This window comes from Gemmatirosa kalamazoonensis, assembly GCF_000522985.1.
Lineage (GTDB): Bacteria > Gemmatimonadota > Gemmatimonadetes > Gemmatimonadales > Gemmatimonadaceae > Gemmatirosa > Gemmatirosa kalamazoonensis.
This window is the reverse complement of sequence record NZ_CP007130.1, coordinates 1,024,032-1,040,503: the sequence shown is the minus strand read 5'-3', so window position 1 is coordinate 1,040,503 and position 16,472 is coordinate 1,024,032. Positions and strand designations below refer to the sequence as shown.

At 73.2% G+C, this 16,472-nt stretch carries 13 protein-coding genes and 1 pseudogene; 9 read left to right on the top strand and 5 right to left on the bottom strand.

Annotation, left to right across the window (positions count from 1 at the left end):
• The 4 genes and pseudogenes from J421_RS31890 to J421_RS31875 form a co-directional block, all read right to left on the bottom strand.
• Nucleotides 1-452 (bottom strand): annotated as a pseudogene (locus J421_RS31890) (enoyl-CoA hydratase-related protein); the annotation flags it as partial.
• 5 nt (nt 453-457) lie between these two features.
• Nucleotides 458-1,246, bottom strand: coding sequence for an SDR family NAD(P)-dependent oxidoreductase (locus J421_RS31885; protein ID WP_025414419.1), 789 nt, complete (start codon nt 1,244-1,246; stop codon nt 458-460).
• Nucleotides 1,239-3,968 carry a protein kinase domain-containing protein gene (locus J421_RS31880; protein ID WP_025415195.1) on the bottom strand — a complete coding sequence of 910 codons (2,730 nt, stop codon included), beginning with the start codon at nt 3,966-3,968 and terminating at the stop codon, nt 1,239-1,241. The genes J421_RS31885 and J421_RS31880 overlap by 8 nt, the downstream gene beginning before the upstream one ends.
• Nucleotides 3,965-6,313: a bifunctional salicylyl-CoA 5-hydroxylase/oxidoreductase gene (locus J421_RS31875; RefSeq protein ID WP_025415194.1), complete on the bottom strand. Its 2,349-nt coding sequence runs from the start codon at nt 6,311-6,313 to the stop codon at nt 3,965-3,967. The genes J421_RS31880 and J421_RS31875 overlap by 4 nt, the downstream gene beginning before the upstream one ends.
• A gap of 110 nt (nt 6,314-6,423) precedes the next feature.
• On the opposite strand from J421_RS31875, the gene J421_RS31870 reads away from it, so the two are divergent.
• A complete protein-coding gene (locus tag J421_RS31870) occupies nt 6,424-7,716 on the top strand; it encodes an MFS transporter (RefSeq protein WP_025415193.1) in 1,293 nt (430 codons plus the stop codon).
• A gap of 49 nt (nt 7,717-7,765) precedes the next feature.
• A complete protein-coding gene (locus tag J421_RS31865) occupies nt 7,766-7,993 on the top strand; it encodes a hypothetical protein (protein WP_025415192.1) in 228 nt (75 codons plus the stop codon).
• A gap of 238 nt (nt 7,994-8,231) precedes the next feature.
• Here the strand turns inward: J421_RS31865 and J421_RS31860 are convergent, their stop codons facing one another.
• Nucleotides 8,232-9,557, bottom strand: coding sequence for an NCS2 family permease (locus J421_RS31860; RefSeq protein ID WP_025415191.1), 1,326 nt, complete (start codon nt 9,555-9,557; stop codon nt 8,232-8,234).
• A 194-nt stretch (nt 9,558-9,751) separates the two neighbouring features.
• On the opposite strand from J421_RS31860, the gene J421_RS31855 reads away from it, so the two are divergent.
• From J421_RS31855 to J421_RS31825, 7 genes are all read left to right on the top strand, one after another.
• Nucleotides 9,752-10,177 carry a TraR/DksA family transcriptional regulator gene (locus J421_RS31855; RefSeq protein ID WP_158509022.1) on the top strand — a complete coding sequence of 142 codons (426 nt, stop codon included), beginning with the start codon at nt 9,752-9,754 and terminating at the stop codon, nt 10,175-10,177.
• An 82-nt stretch (nt 10,178-10,259) separates the two neighbouring features.
• Nucleotides 10,260-11,813, top strand: coding sequence for an amidase family protein (locus J421_RS31850; RefSeq protein ID WP_025415189.1), 1,554 nt, complete (start codon nt 10,260-10,262; stop codon nt 11,811-11,813).
• A 383-nt stretch (nt 11,814-12,196) separates the two neighbouring features.
• Complete coding sequence (locus J421_RS31845) at nt 12,197-13,267, top strand: M15 family metallopeptidase domain-containing protein (protein ID WP_148306676.1); 1,071 nt, start codon at nt 12,197-12,199, stop codon at nt 13,265-13,267.
• 84 nt (nt 13,268-13,351) lie between these two features.
• Nucleotides 13,352-13,876 (top strand): pilus assembly FimT family protein, encoded by a 525-nt coding sequence (locus J421_RS31840; protein WP_025415187.1) that lies wholly within the window; start codon nt 13,352-13,354, stop codon nt 13,874-13,876.
• Nucleotides 13,873-14,256, top strand: coding sequence for a type IV pilus modification PilV family protein (locus J421_RS33365; protein WP_025415186.1), 384 nt, complete (start codon nt 13,873-13,875; stop codon nt 14,254-14,256). Before J421_RS31840 ends, J421_RS33365 begins: the two co-directional genes overlap by 4 nt.
• On the top strand, nt 14,247-15,191 hold the full coding sequence (locus J421_RS31830) for a hypothetical protein (protein ID WP_025415185.1): 945 nt from the start codon (nt 14,247-14,249) through the stop codon (nt 15,189-15,191). The genes J421_RS33365 and J421_RS31830 overlap by 10 nt, the downstream gene beginning before the upstream one ends.
• Entirely contained in the window at nt 15,188-16,405 is a 1,218-nt protein-coding gene (locus J421_RS31825) for a pilus assembly PilX N-terminal domain-containing protein (protein ID WP_025415184.1), read from the top strand. Before J421_RS31830 ends, J421_RS31825 begins: the two co-directional genes overlap by 4 nt.
• The last annotated feature ends 67 nt before the right edge of the window (nt 16,406-16,472 follow it).

Below are 16,472 nucleotides of genomic sequence, written 5' to 3'. Positions count from 1 at the left end.
CATGTCGGCGCCGGAGAGCCCGACGCGCGCGAACAGGAACGCGACGCGGCTGCGCGCCGTGCCGATGCGCAGATCGCTCGCCATGGCGAGGATCGCGCCCGCGCCCGCGCACGCGCCGTCCACCGCGGCGACGATCGGCAGCGGGCAGGCGCGCATCGCCTTCACGAGGTCGCCCGTCATGCGCGTGAACGCGAGCAGCCCGGCGTCGTCGCCGGCGCGCTTCATGGCGACGAGCGGGCCGATGATCTCGTGCACGTCGCCGCCGGAGCAGAAGTTGCCCTCCGCGCCCGTGAGCACGACCGCGCGCACGTCGCGCGCCTCGCGCAGCGCGACGAACGTGTCGGTGAGCTCGCGATAGGATTCGAACGTGAGGGGATTCTTGCGCTCCGGCGGTCGAACGTGACGACGCCGACGCGTCCCTCGACTCGCCACGCGAAGTGGTGCGGCCAGATGTCGCTCACGGCATCTCTCCTCCGGCGATCGGCAGCGCCACGCCGCTCACGGCGCCCGCCTCCGGCCGGCAGAGCCAGAGGACGGCGCTCGCGACCTCCTCCGGCGTGATGAGCGAGCCGCGCGGCACCGTGCCGACGATCATCGCTCGCGCGTCCTCCTCCGACTTGCCGAGTGCGCGCACCACGTTCGACACCGCGTGCTCGGTCATGTCGGTCGCGACGTAGCCGGGGCACACGGCGTTCACCGTCACGCCGTGCTTCGCCGTCTCGGCGGCGAGCGCGCGCGTGAGGCCGACCACGCCGTGCTTCGACGCGCAGTACGCGGACATCGTCTTGTAGCCGCGGAGCCCCGCCGTCGACGCCACGTTCACCACGCGGCCGGCGCGCGCCCGCAGCATGGCGGGCAGCACCTGCTGCGTGCAGGTGAACACGCCCGTGAGGTTCACGGCGAGCGTGCGGTCCCACAGCTCGCGCGACGTCGCGCCGAACGGAGCCGCCTCCGCCATGCCGGCGTTGTTCACGAGCACGTACGCGTCGCCGCGCTCGTCGCGGGCGCGCGCGAAGCAGGCGCGCACGCTCGCCTCCTCGGCGATGTCGCACTCGAGCGCCGTCACCTGCGCGCCGAGCGCCCGGAGGCGCTCGGCCTGCTGGTCGAGGCGCGCGGTGGAGCGCGCCAGGATGGTGAGGTCGGCGCCGGCGCGGGCCAGCTCGGCGGCGATCGCGGCGCCGATGCCGCGGCTGCCGCCGGTCACGATCGCGTGCTTGCCGCGCAGGTACGGGTCGTCGTTAGGCATGTCGAGGGTCTCCCGGTCCGTCATCGTCCGCCGGCGCGTGCGCGCAGCTCGCGGTCCCAGTGCTGCACGAGCACGAGCTCCTGGCCGCGCTCCTCGACCGGGCGGACGAGGACGAACCCCGCGCCGCCGGGCCGCACGTCGTAGTCCCCCACCCGGCGATCGGCCGCTCGCCACCCGACGTGGCCAGCACCTCGCGACGCTCCGTCACCGCGAGCGACCCGCTCGCCGCCGCGACCGCGGCGGCGAGGAGGCCGCCGCTCGTCTCGGACTCCTGATAGAACAGCCGCCGCCCGTCCGACGCCCACGTCGGCGCGATGCCGCCCGCCGCGGAGATGCGCACGCGCCGGTCGAGCGCGGGGTATGCGCGGACGTACACCTCCAGCTGCCCCGTCTCGTCGGAGCTGTAGGCGAGCCAACGGCCGTCGGGCGAGACCTGCGGGTCCTCGAGGTCGAACGGCGAGCGCAGGAGCGGCGCGCCCGCGGCACCGCCGGCGGAGTCGAGGCGCACGCGCCAGATCTCGTGCCGCCGGGTGCGCTGGTCGATGGCCTCGAAGATCACGGCGCGTCCGTCGTCGACGTACGACGGCGGCGATTGGATGCGGACCCCCTCGGGCGCGGCGTAGAGCCGTTCGGCCGCGCCGCTGCCGTCGCCGGACACCGTCCAGATCTCCGACGGTCCGCGCACGGGGTTCTGCACGTAGACGAGCCGCGTCCCGCCGGGCGCCCACGCGACGTAGCGCACGAGCTGTCCGGCGGTGAGCCGGCTGGGTGTTTCCGACCCCACGTCGTAGACCCACACGTCGGCCGTCGGCGCGTCGGCGCCGCCCGCTTCGGCCACGACGACCGCGACGCGCCGCCCGTCGGGCGACACGTGCGGGTCGAAGAAGCCGCGCGTCTCCGGGAACGTCGCGGTGATCGCGCCGCCGGCGTCGGTGATCGCCAGTCGGCGGCCCGGCACGCCGCGCGTGTACACCAGCGAGCCGTCGTCGGCGAGCGACGCGTTCAGCCCGACGGTCGTCCGGAACGTCAGCCCCTGCGCGAGCGTCACCGACGTCGTCCCGACCCGTCGGCGCCGCGCGTCGAACGGCACCGCCGCGATGCTCCCCGTGACGCCGTCGCGCCGCTCGACGAGGAGCCACGCGCCGCGGGTGCCTAACGGCGCGTATGCGCTCACGTCCAACGGCGTGGTCTCGCCCGTCGCCAGCGACACGAGGCTCAGGCTCGCGGGATTCGCGGCACCGGAGCGAGAGACGGCGTACACGAGCGACGTTCCGTCGGGGAGCGGCCGGGGCATCCAGTGCGACACCTCGCCGCGGGTCGTGTCCACGCGCGTGAGCGGCGTGGGCGTGCCGCCCGTCGCGGGGACGCGCCACAGCCCCTGCTCGGAGCCGAAGACCAGCTCACCCGCGCGCGTCCACGCGATGCCCGAGTGCCACGACCGCACCGTCGCCACGTCGGTCACGTCGCCGCCGCCGACCGACACCGTGCGCAGCGTGAGGCCGACGAAGAACGCCACGCGGCGTCCGTCGGGCGAGAACGCGGGGCTGGCGGCGTCCTCGGTGCCGGCGAGCGGCCGTGGGGCCAGCTCCGCGAGGGGCCGGTAATAGAGCATGCGCCTCGCGCCGGGCGCGGCCGCGCTGAACAGCAGTGCGCCGCCGTCGGGCGCGACGATCACCGGGGCGCTCGACGGCGCGTCGAGCCGCAGCCCCGCCGGCGGCGCGAGGACGAAGCGCGCCGGCGCCGCCTCGGGCCGCGCGAGCGCGCGCCGCCACCCCCACGCCGCGAGGCCTAACGACGCCACGCTCGTCGCGGCCAGCGCGAGCACGAGCGGGTCGCGCCGCCGCCTAACGGCCGGCGCGCGGGGCGGCGCGCCCGGGACCGGCGTGTCCTCGCCCGCCCGCAGCGCCTCGCCGAACTCGCGCGCCGTCTGCCATCGGTCGGCGGGCAGCTTCTCCAGCGCGCGCGCGACCGCCCGCGCGACCGGCTCCGGCACCGCGGGCCGCAGCAGGCGCAGGTCGCGCGGCGTCTCCGTGAGCACGCGCGCCACGATCGCCTGCACCGTCGGCCCGACGTGCGGCGGCTCGCCGGCGAGCATCTCGTAGGCCACGGCGCCTAACGAGTACACGTCCGAGCGCGCGTCGAGCGCGCGGTCGGCGGCGGCCTGCTCGGGGCTCATGTACTGCGGGGTGCCCAACGACAGCCCGGTCTGCGTGACCCGCGCCCCGCCGGCGCGCGACACGGCGAGCGCGATGCCGAAGTCGGCGACGAGCACGTGGCCGTCGCGGTCGAGCAGCACGTTCTCGGGCTTGAGGTCGCGATGCACCACGCCGCGCCGGTGCGCGTGCTCCAGCGCGTCCGCGACCGCCGCGGCGATGCGCACGGCCTCCGCCACCGGCAGCTGCCGCTCGCGATCGAGGCGCGCGCGCAGGCTCTCGCCGTCGACGAACGGCATCGTGTAGAACAGCAGCCCGTCCGCCTCGCCGCTGTCGAACAGTGGGAGCAGGTGCGGGTGCTGCAGCCCCGCCGTCGTCTTGATCTCGCCCAGGAATCGACCGGCGCCGAGCACCGCGCCGAGCTCGGGGTCGAGCACCTTGAGCGCGACGAGCCGGTCGTGCCGCAGGTCGCGCGCGAGGTACACCGTCGCCATGCCGCCGCGACCGATCTCGCGCTCCACGGCGTAGCGGCCGGCGAGCGACGACCGCAGGGGACCGGTGATGGTCATCGTGACGCGCCCCGCCGCCGCTCCGTCTCGCGCTCGAGCTGCACGCGCCCGAGGTAGTACTGGCGCGGCCACTCGACGCCCGCGTAGCCCAGCTCCGCCGCGGCGTGCAGCGTCCACTGCGGGTCGCTGAGGTGCGGCCGGCCGATCGCGACGAGATCCGCGCGTCCCGCGGCGACGATCGCGTTCACCTGGTCGGGCTCCGTCACGTTGCCGACGGCGATCGTCGGCACGCGGGCCTCGTTGCGGATCGCGTCGCTGTACGGCGTCTGCCACAGCCGGCCGAACACCGGCGTCGCGCCGCTCGTCGTCTGCCCCGTGGAGACGTGGATGATGTCGGCCCCCGCGTCGACGAACGCGCGTCCGATCGCCACGGACTCCTCGGCCGTGATCCCCTCCTCGACCCAGTCGGTGGCCGAGACGCGCACCGACATCGGGCGATCGGCGGGCCACGCGTCGCGCATGGCGCGGAACACCTCGAGCGGAAAGCGCAGCCGGTTCTCGAGCGAGCCGCCGTACGCGTCGGTGCGGCGGTTGCTCACCGGCGTGAGGAAGCTCGAGAGCAGGTAGCCGTGCGCCGCGTGCAGCTCGATCATGTCGAATCCCGCGTCGAGCCCCAGGCGCGTCGCGCGCACGAACGCGTCGCGGACGGCGTCCATGTCGGCGCGCGTCATCTCGCGCGGCGGCGGCTGCAGCGCGTTGTACGACACCGCCGAGGGCCCCACGCACTCCCACGCCGCGTCGCTGCCTAACGGCGCGTCGGCGCCCCCGTCCTCCCACGGCAGCCGCGTGGAGCCCTTGCGCCCCGAGTGGCCGAGCTGCAGGCAGATCTTCGCCGGCGTCCACTCGTGCACGAACGCCACCACGCGGCGCCAGTGCGCGACGTGCTCGTCGCGGTACAGCCCCGTGCAGCCGAGCGAGATGCGCGCATCGGGCGACACGCAGACCATCTCCGTCATCACGAGCGCCGCGCCGCCGAGCGCGCGCGCGCCGAGGTGCACGAGGTGGAAGTCGTTCGGCGTACCGTCCACGGCGCTGTACATGTCCATCGGAGAGACGACGATCCGATTCGACAACGTCATCCCGCGCAGCGTGAACGGCGTGAACATCGGCGGGACGGTGAGCGTGGAGCGTGGGGCGTGGAGCGTGAAGCGCTCGTCGGTCCCCTCCACGCTCCACGCTCCACGCTCTACGCTCACTCCGGCGAACCACCGCTCCACGCCCGCGACGTACGACGGGTCCCGCAGGCGGAGATTCTCATGGCTCACCCGCTGGCTGCGCGTGAGCAGCGAGTACGCGAACTGCTCCGGCGGCAGATGCACGTAGCGCCGCACGTGCTCGAACCACTCCATCGAGTTGCGCGCCGCGTTCTGCAGCCGCAGCGCCTCGGTCATCCGCTCGTCCTGGTAGCGCGCGAACGCCGACGCGAGGTCGGTCGTGGACGACAGCTCGCGCGCCAGCACGATCGCGTCCTCCATCGCGAGCTTGGTGCCCGACCCGACGGAGAAGTGCGCGGTGTGCGCCGCGTCGCCGACGAGGACGACGTTGTCGTGGTGCCACCGCGCGGTGCGCACGCGCGTGAACCGCTCCCACGGCGACGCCGCGCGCGCGCCGTTGTACAGCAGCGGGTGCCCGTCGAGCCACTCGGCGAACAGCGCCTCGCACGCGCGTACCGTCTCACCGGCGTCCGCCGCGTCGAGCCCCGCGGCGCGCCACGACCGCTCGTCGCACTCGACGATGAACGTCGACGCCCCCTCCTCGAAGCGGTAGCAGTGCGCCTGGAAGACGCCGTGCGCGTTCTCCACGAAGTAGAACGTGAACGCGTCGAACGGGAACCTCGTGCCGAGCCACACGAACCGGTTCGTGCGCACGTCGAGGTCGGGCGCGAACGCCGCGGCGTGGCGCGCGCGCACCCCGCTGTTCACGCCGTCCGCCGCGACGATCACGTCCGCGTCGGTGAGCCCGATCGCCGCCGGGTCGCCGTCGGGCACCTCCGTGCAGAAGCGGAGGTCGACGCCGAGCTCGCGGGCGCGCTGCTGGAGGATGTGGAGCAGCGTGCGCCGCGCGATGCCGCTGAACCCGTGTCCGCCCGACGTGATGCGGCGCCCGCGGATCACGACGTCGATGTCGTCCCAGTGCGCGAAGTGCTCGGTGATCGCGCGGAACGTCGGCTCGTCGGCGGCGCGGAAGTTCTCGAGCGTCTGATCGGAGAACACGACGCCCCACCCGAACGTGTCGTCGGCACGGTTGCGCTCCACCACCGTGACGTCGTGCGCGGGGTCCGCGCGCTTGAGCAGCAGCGCGGTGTACAGGCCCGCCGGGCCGCCGCCGACGATCACGACTCTCACGGGGTTCATACTACAGGGCAGGAGGGCACGAGGGCAGGAGGGCACGAGAGGCGATGACTCCTGCCCTCCTGCCCTCCTGCCCTCGTGCCCTCGTGCCCTAGCTTCACCGGATGACTTCGACCTCCACGCAGGCGGAGCGAACGCTCCGCGCGGCGAGCTCCGTCGGGACGATCATCGAGTGGTACGACTTCTTCGTGTTCGCGTCGGCCGCGGCGCTCGTGTTCGACCGCGCGTTCTTCCCGCGCGTCGAGCCGCTCGTCGGCGTGCTGCTCGGGCTCATGACCTACGCCGTCGGCTTCGTGACGCGTCCCGTCGGCGGCATCGTGTTCGGCATCCTCGGCGACCGCGTGGGGCGCAAGCGCGCGCTCGTGTGGAGCCTCGTCCTCATGGGGCTCGCGACGGTCGCCGTCGGGCTCGTACCGACGTACGCGACGATCGGCCTCGCCGCGCCGGCGCTGCTCGTGCTTCTCCGACTGCTGCAGGGCGTCGCCGTCGGCGGTGAGGTCGGGGGCGCGCTGCTGCTCGTGACGGAAACGTTGAGCCGCGAGCGGCGCGGCTTGTGGAGCGCGTGGCCGATGATCGGCGGTGCGGTCGGCAACCTGCTCTCCGCCGGCATGCTCGCGCTGCTCGGCGCCACCCTCGGCGAGGCGCGGTTCGTCGCGTGGGGGTGGCGCGTCGCGTTCGTGGCCTCGGGGCTGCTCATCGTCGTCGGCGTGTGGGTGCGGCGGCGCGTCGAGGAGTCGCCGCTCTACCGCGCGTACGTCGCCCGCCGCGCCGGGCGGCCGCGTCTCTCGTTGGGCGGCACGCTCGCCGAGCACTGGCGGGCGATGCTCACGGTGCTGTTCGTGAAGGCGGGCGAGAACGCGCTGTTCTACGTCTTCACGACGTTCTTCGTCGTGTACGTGACGCGCGTGCTGCACCGCCCGCGCGCGCTCGCCCTCGGCGGCACGCTCGTGTCGTCGGTGGTGGAGGTCGGCGCCATCTTCGCCGCGGGGGCGCTCTCGGACCGCGTGGGCCGTCGGCCGGTCACGGCGTTAGGCCTCGCCGGCGCCGCGGTGTGGGCGTTCGTGCTCTTTCCGGTGTGCGCGCGAGGGAGCGAGGCCGCGGTGCTGGGCGCGGCGGCGGTCGGGGGGCTCGTGCACGGCGTCATCGTCGGCGGCATGTCGGCGTTCTTCGTCGAGCTGTTCCCGACCGCGGCGCGCTACACCGGCTTCTCCGTCGGCTACCAGCTCGCCACGGTCGGCGCCGGGGCCGTGGCGCCGCTCATCGGGGTCGCGCTGCTCGGCCGCTTCGGCTCGACGGTGCCGGTGTCGGCGTACGCCGCGGCGATGGCGCTGCCGGGGCTGGTCGCGCTCTGGCGTGCGCGCGAGACGGCGGGCACCGACCTGGCGCGGGTGGCGTGACCGCGCTCCGGCGCGACGACGGTACCGGGCTTGCTGCGCACGGCGGTCGATGTCCTTCCACGACCCGAACTGCACCCAGACCCCCGACGGGACCTTCGTCTTCGAGCGCACCCTCGAGGACGGCCGCCGCATCGCCGCCGTCGTGCTCCCTGAGGACGTCGACGAGATCGCCGGCCCCGCGAGCCCCGAGCCCGACGCGGCCGAGAAGCGGCGGCGCTACGAGGTCGCGCGGCTGCTCGCGGACATCGAGCTGCGGGCGCAGGCGGACGGGGCCTAACGATGCGGCCCTTGCCTTGTGAATGAACCGCAGAGGGCCGCAGAGGGCCGCAGAGAACACCGATGGGGCGAGGTGGCAGGCGAGTACTCTGGGGATCCAAGTGCGATTGCAAAGATCTCGAGATCCTGTTCATCGCCGTTGGATCCCCAGTTGTACTCGCCCAGCACCTCGGACCTGTGGTTCGATCAAAGAGGACAGTCCTCTGCGGCCCTCTGCGTCCTCCGCCGTTCAATATCACTCAGCCGAACACGAAGTACGCCGCGAACAGCAGCGACGCGCCGAGCATCAGCGGGTGCAGCTCGCGCCACCGGCCGCCGAGCAGCTGCACCACCGTGTACGTGATGAACCCGTAGCCGATCCCGTGCGAGATCGAGTACGTGAACGGGATCGTCGCCAGCAGCACGAACGCGGGGATGCCCGTCGCCGCCGTGCGGAAGTCGATGCGCGTCACCTGCGCGCACATCAGGAAGCCGACGATGATGAGCGCCGGTGCCGTCGCGGCGGCGGGCACCACCGCGGCGAGCGGCGCGGCGAACATCGCGAGCGCGAACAGCAGCCCCACGACGATCGAGTGCAGTCCCGTGCGCGCGCCCTCCGCCACGCCTGCCGCCGACTCGATGTACGCCGTCACCGAGCTCACGCCGAACAATCCGCCGATCGACGCCGCGAGCGCGTCGATCGCGAGCACGCGCTTGAGCCCCGGGATGCGCCCCTCGTCGTCCTCGAGCCCCGCCTCCTCGGCGATCGCCGTCGCGGTGCCGATCGTGTCGAAGAAGTCCACGAGCATGATCGGCAGCAGCAGGGCGAGCGCGCCCGGCGCGAGGGCGCCGCGCAGATTCGCCTGCGCGAACGTGTCGAAGCGCGGCGACGCGAGCAGTCCGCCCGCCGGCAGCGACGCGATGCCGAGCGCGAACGCGAGCACCGTGCTCGCCACGATGCCGATCACGATCGCGCCCGTCACGCGCCGCGCGACGAGTGCCGCCGTGAGGCACGTCCCGACGAGGGCGACGATCGCTTCGGGCGCGTGCAGCGACCCGTAGGTCACCGGCGGGAGCACGGCGGTCGGTGTGTGGCCGAGCACCGCGATCGTCCCCGCCGGCACGACGACGAGCCGCGCGTTCACGGCGCCGATGAACGCGATGAACAGTCCGATGCCGACGCCGATCGCGAGCCGCAGGTCGTGCGGGATCGCGCGCATCACCGCCTCGCGCAGGCCGAACAGCACGAGCGCGAGCACCACCAGGCCGTCGAGCACGACGAGCCCCATCGCCGTCTGCCACGAGCCCACCGCGGGCGCGATCTGGAACGCGATGACGGCGTTGAGCCCCATCCCCGACGCGAGCGCGAGCGGGAAGTCGGCCACGACGCCCATGAGGATCGACGCGATCGCCGCCGCGGCCGCGGTTCCCGCCACCGCGGGGACGACCGGCACCCCGGCCGCGGCGAGGATGGACGGGTTCGCGACGAGCACGTACGCCATCGTGAGGAACGTCGCGACGGCGCCGCGCACCTCCGTGCCGACGGTGGAGCCTCGGCGCTCGGGCTGAAGGAATAGGAAGGGCACGAGCGGGGTCTGCGCGGGTACTGAGCGCCGAGGGGGCTCCCCCCCCCACGCCCAACATGGCACGTCGCGACGCGCGGTACCGTACCCAACGAACGCCCGACCCCGCAACGGCGACGCACCCCGTCGTCCGGGCACGCCCCCTGCCCTTTCCCCGCACGAGATCCCCCCGCAATCGCATGGCCGGCGAGGACCCGATGGCGGCACCGCGCAGGGCGAAACCAGAGGACGACGACCCGAACGCGGCGGCGCGCGCGGAGCGGCTCGCGCACTACCAGAAGCGCCTGCTCGAGGAGCGGCGTCTCCTGATCCGTCAGCTCGGGCGCAACGCGGAGCAGTTCGGCGCGGGCTCCAGCGAGTCGGACGGCGATCTGACGAACTACCCGTTCCACATGGCGGACCAGGGCACCGACACCATGCAGCAGGAGACGAGCTTCCTGCTCGCGAGCCAGGAGTCGCGCACGCTCTGGCGGATCGACGACGCGCTGCGCCGCCTCTACCGATCGCCCGAGACGTTCGACGTCTGCGATAACTGCGGCCAGACCATCAGCTTCGACCGGCTCGACGCGATCCCGCAGACGCGCTACTGCGTGGCGTGCAAGGCCCACGCGCCGACACGATAGTCCGACGCATCATCGCCATTGCGTTAACATCATGTCCATCGGCATCGAGACCGATGGAAATCATGGTAACGCAATGGAGATGATGCGTCCCCACGCTCTCGTCGCACTCCTGCTCGCGCCGTCCGCCGTCCTCGCCCAACGCCCGGCGTTCCGCGTCGAGGAGACCACCATCGCCGACGTCCACGCGGCGATGCGCGCGCACCGGCTCACCTGCCGCGCGCTCGTGCAGGCATATCTCGACCGCATCGCGGCGTACGACAAGAAGGGCCCCGCGATCAACGCGCTCGTGACGGTGAATCCCGCGGCGCTGTCGGTCGCCGACTCGCTCGACCGGCGCTTCGCGCGCGAGGGCCTAACGGGACCGCTGCACTGCGTCCCCATGATCGTGAAGGACAACTTCGAGACGGCGGATCTCCAGACCACCGCCGGCTCGCTCGCGCTGCAGGGATGGCGTCCGCCGCAGGACGCGACCATGGTCGCGCGCATCCGCGCCGCCGGGGCGATCGTGCTCGCGAAGTCGAACATGGCCGAGTGGGCGTTCACGCCGTACGAGACCGTGAGCTCGATCCTTCCGGGCTACACGAAGAACCCCTACGCGCTCGACCGCGTGACGGCCGGCTCCAGCGGCGGCACCGCGGCCGCCGTCGCGGCGAGCCTCGGCGAGGTCGGACTCGGCACCGACACCGGCAACTCCATCCGCGGGCCGTCGTCGTTCCAGGCGCTCGTCGGCATCCGCTCCACGATGGGACTCACGTCGCGCGCCGGCGTCGTGCCGCTGAGCGCCGTCGCCGACATCGCGGGCCCGATGGCGCGCACCGTCGCCGACGCCGTCGCGGTGTTCGACGTCGTCGCCGGCGCCGACCCCGCGGACTCCGTCACCGTCGGCGCCCGGCGCGAGCGCGACTATCGCGCGTTTCTGACGCCCGGTGGCCTGAAGGGCGCGCGGATCGGCGTGCTCCGGCAAGCGTACGAGCGCCCGTCCGCCGACTCCGCCGTGCTGCGCGTGTTCGCCCACGCGCTCGACGAGCTGCGCGCCGCCGGCGCCGTCGTCGTCGACCCCGCGCGCGTCGACTCGCTCGACGCGATCCTGCGACGGAGCGGCGGCTGCAACCGGTTCAAGTACGATCTCGAGCGGTATCTCGCCGCGCGTGCGCCTAACGCACCGGTGAAGACCGTCGACGACGTGCTCCGCTCGCGCCGCTTCCACCCGACCGTGGAGCTCCGGCTGCGCAACGCGCAGGGCGCCACCGAGCCGCCCGAGACGAGCGCGGGGTGTCGCAGCTACGAGGGCGCGCGCGCCGAGCTGCGCACCGCGGTGCTCGCGATGATGGACTCCCTGAAGCTCGACGCGCTGGTCTACCCGACGTGGAGCAACCCGCCGCGCCTCATCGGCGACCTGAACACGCCGGCGGGCGACAACAGCCAGATCTTCTCGCCGATGACCGGCTTCCCCGCGGTCACGGTGCCGATGGGGTGGACGCCTAACGCGACCGGCGCCGGCGCGCTGCCGGCGGGGATGACGTTCTTCGGCCGCCCGTGGACCGAGGGCCCGCTGTTCCGGCTCGTCTACGGCTACGAGCAGGCGACCCACCACCGCCGCCCGCCCGCGTCGGCTCCGGGGCTCGGCGCGCGCTGACGGCGGTGCGTCGCGCGGGATCCGGTCGGCGTCGGATCGGTACCGCGGCGCGTCGACCGAGCAGCACCTTGGGCGAAGGGGGGGGAGCCCCCCTGATAACTACGATCCCGCGCGAGCGATCCCGCCGTGGATCGTCCCGCCGTGGATCGTCCCGCCGTGGATCGTCCCGCCGTCAGTCGCGCTCCCGCCGCGGCACGATCCTGGCCTCTCGAACTCCGGCGGCCCGTCCCAACCCCCCGGGCGGCGCCGCTCGACGTAGCAGTGAGGCAGACGTGGCAGCAGCTCGCCGGATGACCCGACGCCGGCGGCGCACGAGGGTCGCGCCCCCGTCGTCCGAGACGCAGACGCGCATTCCTGCACGGGAGCGGGTGGCGCCCGCCCCCGTGCAGCGCGCCCACGTCCGTCGCACCGCGCTCGCCTTCGCCGGCATCCTCCTGCTCGCGGGCGCGTGCCTCGGCGTCCGCGGCCTGCGCACCCCGACCGCGCTCGCCGAGCCCGCCGCGCCGGCGCCGGCGCCCGCGCCCGCGCCGCCGGCCGTCGTCGACAGCTCGGCATCCGCGCGCGAGGCCGATGCCCTCGCCTACGCCGGCCGCGACGCGCACCGCCGGCCGCGCTACGTGCGGCGCGCGTTCACCGACGAGGAGCGCGCCCTGCTCCGCGACGCGTTCGGCATCGCCGACCCGAACCGGCTCTGGCTCCCCGACTCCACGCCCGCGGCCGTGCTTCGCTACGACGGCGCCGGCGGTCTCGCGGCACGCGTCGGCTACCGCTCGTGGCGGCGGCACGGCGAGACGTGGGAGGCGTTCGTCGCCCGCATCCGCGCGCTCGATCGTCGCGCGTGGCCGGGCGCGGCGCGCAGCTCGTATCACACCGGCCTCGCGTGGCTCGACGCCGATGCGCGCGTCGCGTTCGCCGAGCTGCTCGACGCCGCGCGCGCCGCCGGCTTCACCGTGCGCGTCGCCGAGACGTACCGCGCCCCAGAGCGACAGGCGTACCTGCTCGCGCACGGCAACGGGCAGACGTTCACCGCGACCTCCGCGCATCAGTACGGGCGCGCCGCCGACATCCTCGTCGGCGACGGCCGCATCGACACGATGCGCAAGGTGCGCGAGTGGATCCGCTTCCGTCGGTGGGTGCTCGCGTGGGGCGAGGGCCGCTTCCGCCTCGTCGGCACGCCGTCCGACACGTTCGACTGGCCGCACGTGGAGCTCGCCGATCCGCCCGTCGGCTTCCGCTCCGTCGACGAGCTGCTCGACGCCGCGCGCACGTGCCTAACGACGCCGCCGCGCGACGCCGACGACGATCCCTGCGCGCTGCCGCGCGACGATGGCGCGCGCGCCACACTGCGTGCACGTGTCGCGCACGCGCGACACACCGACACACTCGCGACGCCCGTCACACTCGCGAACGCGCGACATGGTGACGTGCGCTCGGTCTCGCCCGTCAGCCGGTAGAGCGCGAGCGCATCGTACCGCGCACGCCGGCGTTCATCGCGGACGCTCAACTTGTCCGCGTCACGTGTCGAGACCTCCCGAGGCATGGTGCACATCACTGATTCCGTCACGCGTCGTCGCTCGCCGTTCGCGCGGTCCGGGTTCTCGCTCACGGAGCTCCTGATCGCCCTCGTGATGGCCAGCATCCTCGCAACGATGGCCGGGTCGCCGCTGGCGCGTGCGCGCAATGCGTTCGCGGTGCGTGCGGTGCGCCAGACCATCACCGCCGTGCTCGACGCGGCGCGGGCCGGCGCCGTGCAGCGTGGCCGCACCGGCCGATTCGTCGTTCGCGGCAACGCGGTGCTCGCGTACGTCGATACCGTCGCGATCGCGGGCGGCTCGGTGGTCGGTACGTACACCGTGATGGCCCCGGAGGACTTTCTCACCGCGTACGGCGCCAAGCTGTCGCTCGCCTCGCCCGGCGACACGCTGGTGGCGTACGACGGGCGGGGCTTCGCGAACCCGCGCCTCGGCCGCATCGCGAGAGTCATCATCACCAAGGGCACCGCCAAGGACTCGGTGTGCATCACGAATCTCGGTCAGGTCATGCCGCGCGGGTGCTCGCTGTGAGCGCGCGCGTCGCCGCGCCGCCGCGCCACGCGCGCCGCGGCTTCACTCTCGTCGAGGTCGTGTTCGCCATCCTGCTGCTGTCGGTCGGCCTCCTCGCGCTCGCGACGCTCGGCGTCACGTCGTCGAAGATGACGCGCGGCGGAAGCGTGCAGACGGTGGCGTCGGCCCTCGCGCAGGCGCGCTTCGACTCCCTCGCCAGCATCCCGTGTCAGACGTTCGTCTCCGCGGGGACCACGACGGGCAAGCCGCCGGTCTATCGCGGCATCACCGAACGGTGGGTCGTGACCGCCGCCACGTACCGCCTGGATCTGCAGGACACGCTGACGGTGCCCGGCCGCTCGCGCCCCCTCGTCTACAGGAACGTGCTCCCATGCCGCTGACGCCACGCTCCGGCCGGCGCGCCGCGCGCCCCGGCTTCTCGATCGTCGAACTGCTCGTCACGATCGTGCTGGTGCTCGTCATCGGCGGCGCCGTGGCGAAGGTGTTCGTCACACAGCTCCGCGGCTACAACCGCACGCGCGAGTCGGTCGCGATCCAGCGCGACCTGCGCACCGGGCTCGGTCTGCTGCCGGTCGACCTGCGCGCGGCATCGGTGCAGCTCGGCGACGTCGTGTCGATGTCCGATTCGGCGGTGCGTCTGCGGGCCAACTTCGGCACCTCGGTGATCTGCGGGCGGCCCACCACGAGCACGCTCGACCTGCCGCCGCAGAACCTGGCGCGGAACGTCCTCACCTCGTGGTACACGGACCCCAAGCCGGGCGATTGGGTGGCGGTGTACGTCACCAACGATCTCGACCCGTCGAACGACAGCTGGCGCATGCTGCAGATCGTCTCGATCGGGGCGGCACCCAGCACCTCGTGCCCCGGGGCGCCGTTCACGGACCCGGTGCTCGACCCGCCGGCGTCGAAGCCGCGCTGGCGCGTGACACTGAACGACACCGTGTCCGTCGTCGACGGGGGGCCCGGGAGGCCGGTGCGGTTCCTCCGCCTCGTGCGGTACGCGCTCTACCAGGCGTCGACCACGACGAAGCGCTGGTACCTGGGCTACGCCGACAGCGTCGGCGGCAAGTGGAACGCGACCGAGGCGGTCGCCGGCCCGTTCGCGCCCTACGCGGCGACGGGGTCGGGCGTGCGCTTCCGGTACTACGACACGACCGGCGTGCTGCTCCCGACGCCGCCGGGCCTCGGCGCGCGCATCGGGCGCGTCGACGTGACGCTGCGCGGCGCAGCCCGCGTCCGCGGCGAGAAGGACACCGTGGTCGTGCGCGACTCGCTGCTCCTTCGCATCGCTCTCCGCAACCGGCAGACCCAATGACGAACTCCAGACGCTCCACGAGGCGCGCCCCGCGCGCGTTGCCCAACGGCGTGCGCCGCGGCGCGGCGCTCGTCGTCACTCTCGTCTGTCTCGTCGCCCTCGGCCTCGTCGCCGCCGGCGGGTTCGCGGCGTCGCAGCAGTCGTACCGCGGCGGCCGCAACGCGCTCGTCGAGCAGCGCGCGTTCGGCGTCGCCGAGTACGGCCTCAACCTCCGCATGGCGAAGTGGGACCCCGCGCTCAACGTCCCACCCGTCGCCGGCGGCTTCCCCATCGGGGCGGTGAACGACAGCATGGTGGCCGTGTTCAACGGCGACACCGCACGTGTGCGCGTCACGCGCCTCGACAACATGCTCTACTGGATCGAGTCGATCGGACGCGCGAGCATCCCGAACCCGAACCTCCAGGCGACGCGCGACGTCTCCGCATTCGTGCGGCTCGCCTACCCCACGATCCAGCCGCGTGGCGCCGTCATGGCCGACGGCGACGTACAGGTCAACGGCTCGGGGACGATCAACGGCAACGACGTGCTGCCGTACGCCGGCACGGCCAACCAGTGGGACTCCACGAAGTGCTCGACGATGCGCGGCCCCGGGCTCCCCGCCGTCGACGTGCCGCCCGGCGCGAAGGTCATCGCGGGACCGAACAACATCACGTCGAGCCCCGCCGTCCAGCGCGACGCGTTGGCCGCCGACTCGAACAGCTACGTGCGCTTCGGCACCGAGTCGTGGATCACGCTCACGAACAACGCGTCGATCAAGCTGCCGTCCGGCGTCTACAACCAGAACATCGGGCCGGTCGACTCGTCGGGCACCTGCGTCGACACGCCGTACAACTGGGGCGAGCCGTTCCGCTCGGCGAACGACCTGGCACCGAGCTGCTACGAGCGCTTCCCGATCATCTACGTCAACGGGAACCTGACGCTCAATGGCAACGGCCGTGGGCAGGGGATCCTACTCGTCAACGGCAGTCTCGAGATCGACGGCACGTTCGACTTCTCGGGGCTGATCATCGTGCGCGACGACGTCAACAAGGGCACCGGTACGGCCACCATCACCGGCGCCATTCTCGCGCGCAACATCAACCTGTCGACCGGCGGCAGCAACTTCACCGGCAACCAGTTCGTCCAGTACTCGAAGTGCGCGGTCGAAAGCGCGCTGCGCGGCTCGGCCGTGCTGCGGCCGGTCCGCGAGCGGAGTTGGGCACAGCTCTTCTAACGTCGAGGGCAGGAGGGCAGGAGGGCGGGAGGGCAGGAGAGTCCGAAGCTCTCCTGCCCTCTTGCCC

What these genes read in the sequence shown, in the direction of transcription:
- J421_RS31885 (WP_025414419.1), bottom strand. Translation starts at nt 1,246, where the DNA reads ATGCCTAACGACGACCCGTACCTGCGCGGCAAGCACGCGATCGTGACC.
- J421_RS31880 (WP_025415195.1), bottom strand. Translation starts at nt 3,968, where the DNA reads ATGACCATCACCGGTCCCCTGCGGTCGTCGCTCGCCGGCCGCTACGCC.
- J421_RS31870 (WP_025415193.1), top strand. Translation starts at nt 6,424, where the DNA reads ATGACTTCGACCTCCACGCAGGCGGAGCGAACGCTCCGCGCGGCGAGC.
- J421_RS31865 (WP_025415192.1), top strand. Translation starts at nt 7,766, where the DNA reads ATGTCCTTCCACGACCCGAACTGCACCCAGACCCCCGACGGGACCTTC.
- J421_RS31855 (WP_158509022.1), top strand. Translation starts at nt 9,752, where the DNA reads ATGGCGGCACCGCGCAGGGCGAAACCAGAGGACGACGACCCGAACGCG.
- J421_RS31850 (WP_025415189.1), top strand. Translation starts at nt 10,260, where the DNA reads ATGCGTCCCCACGCTCTCGTCGCACTCCTGCTCGCGCCGTCCGCCGTC.
- J421_RS31840 (WP_025415187.1), top strand. Translation starts at nt 13,352, where the DNA reads ATGGTGCACATCACTGATTCCGTCACGCGTCGTCGCTCGCCGTTCGCG.
- J421_RS31830 (WP_025415185.1), top strand. Translation starts at nt 14,247, where the DNA reads ATGCCGCTGACGCCACGCTCCGGCCGGCGCGCCGCGCGCCCCGGCTTC.
- J421_RS31825 (WP_025415184.1), top strand. Translation starts at nt 15,188, where the DNA reads ATGACGAACTCCAGACGCTCCACGAGGCGCGCCCCGCGCGCGTTGCCC.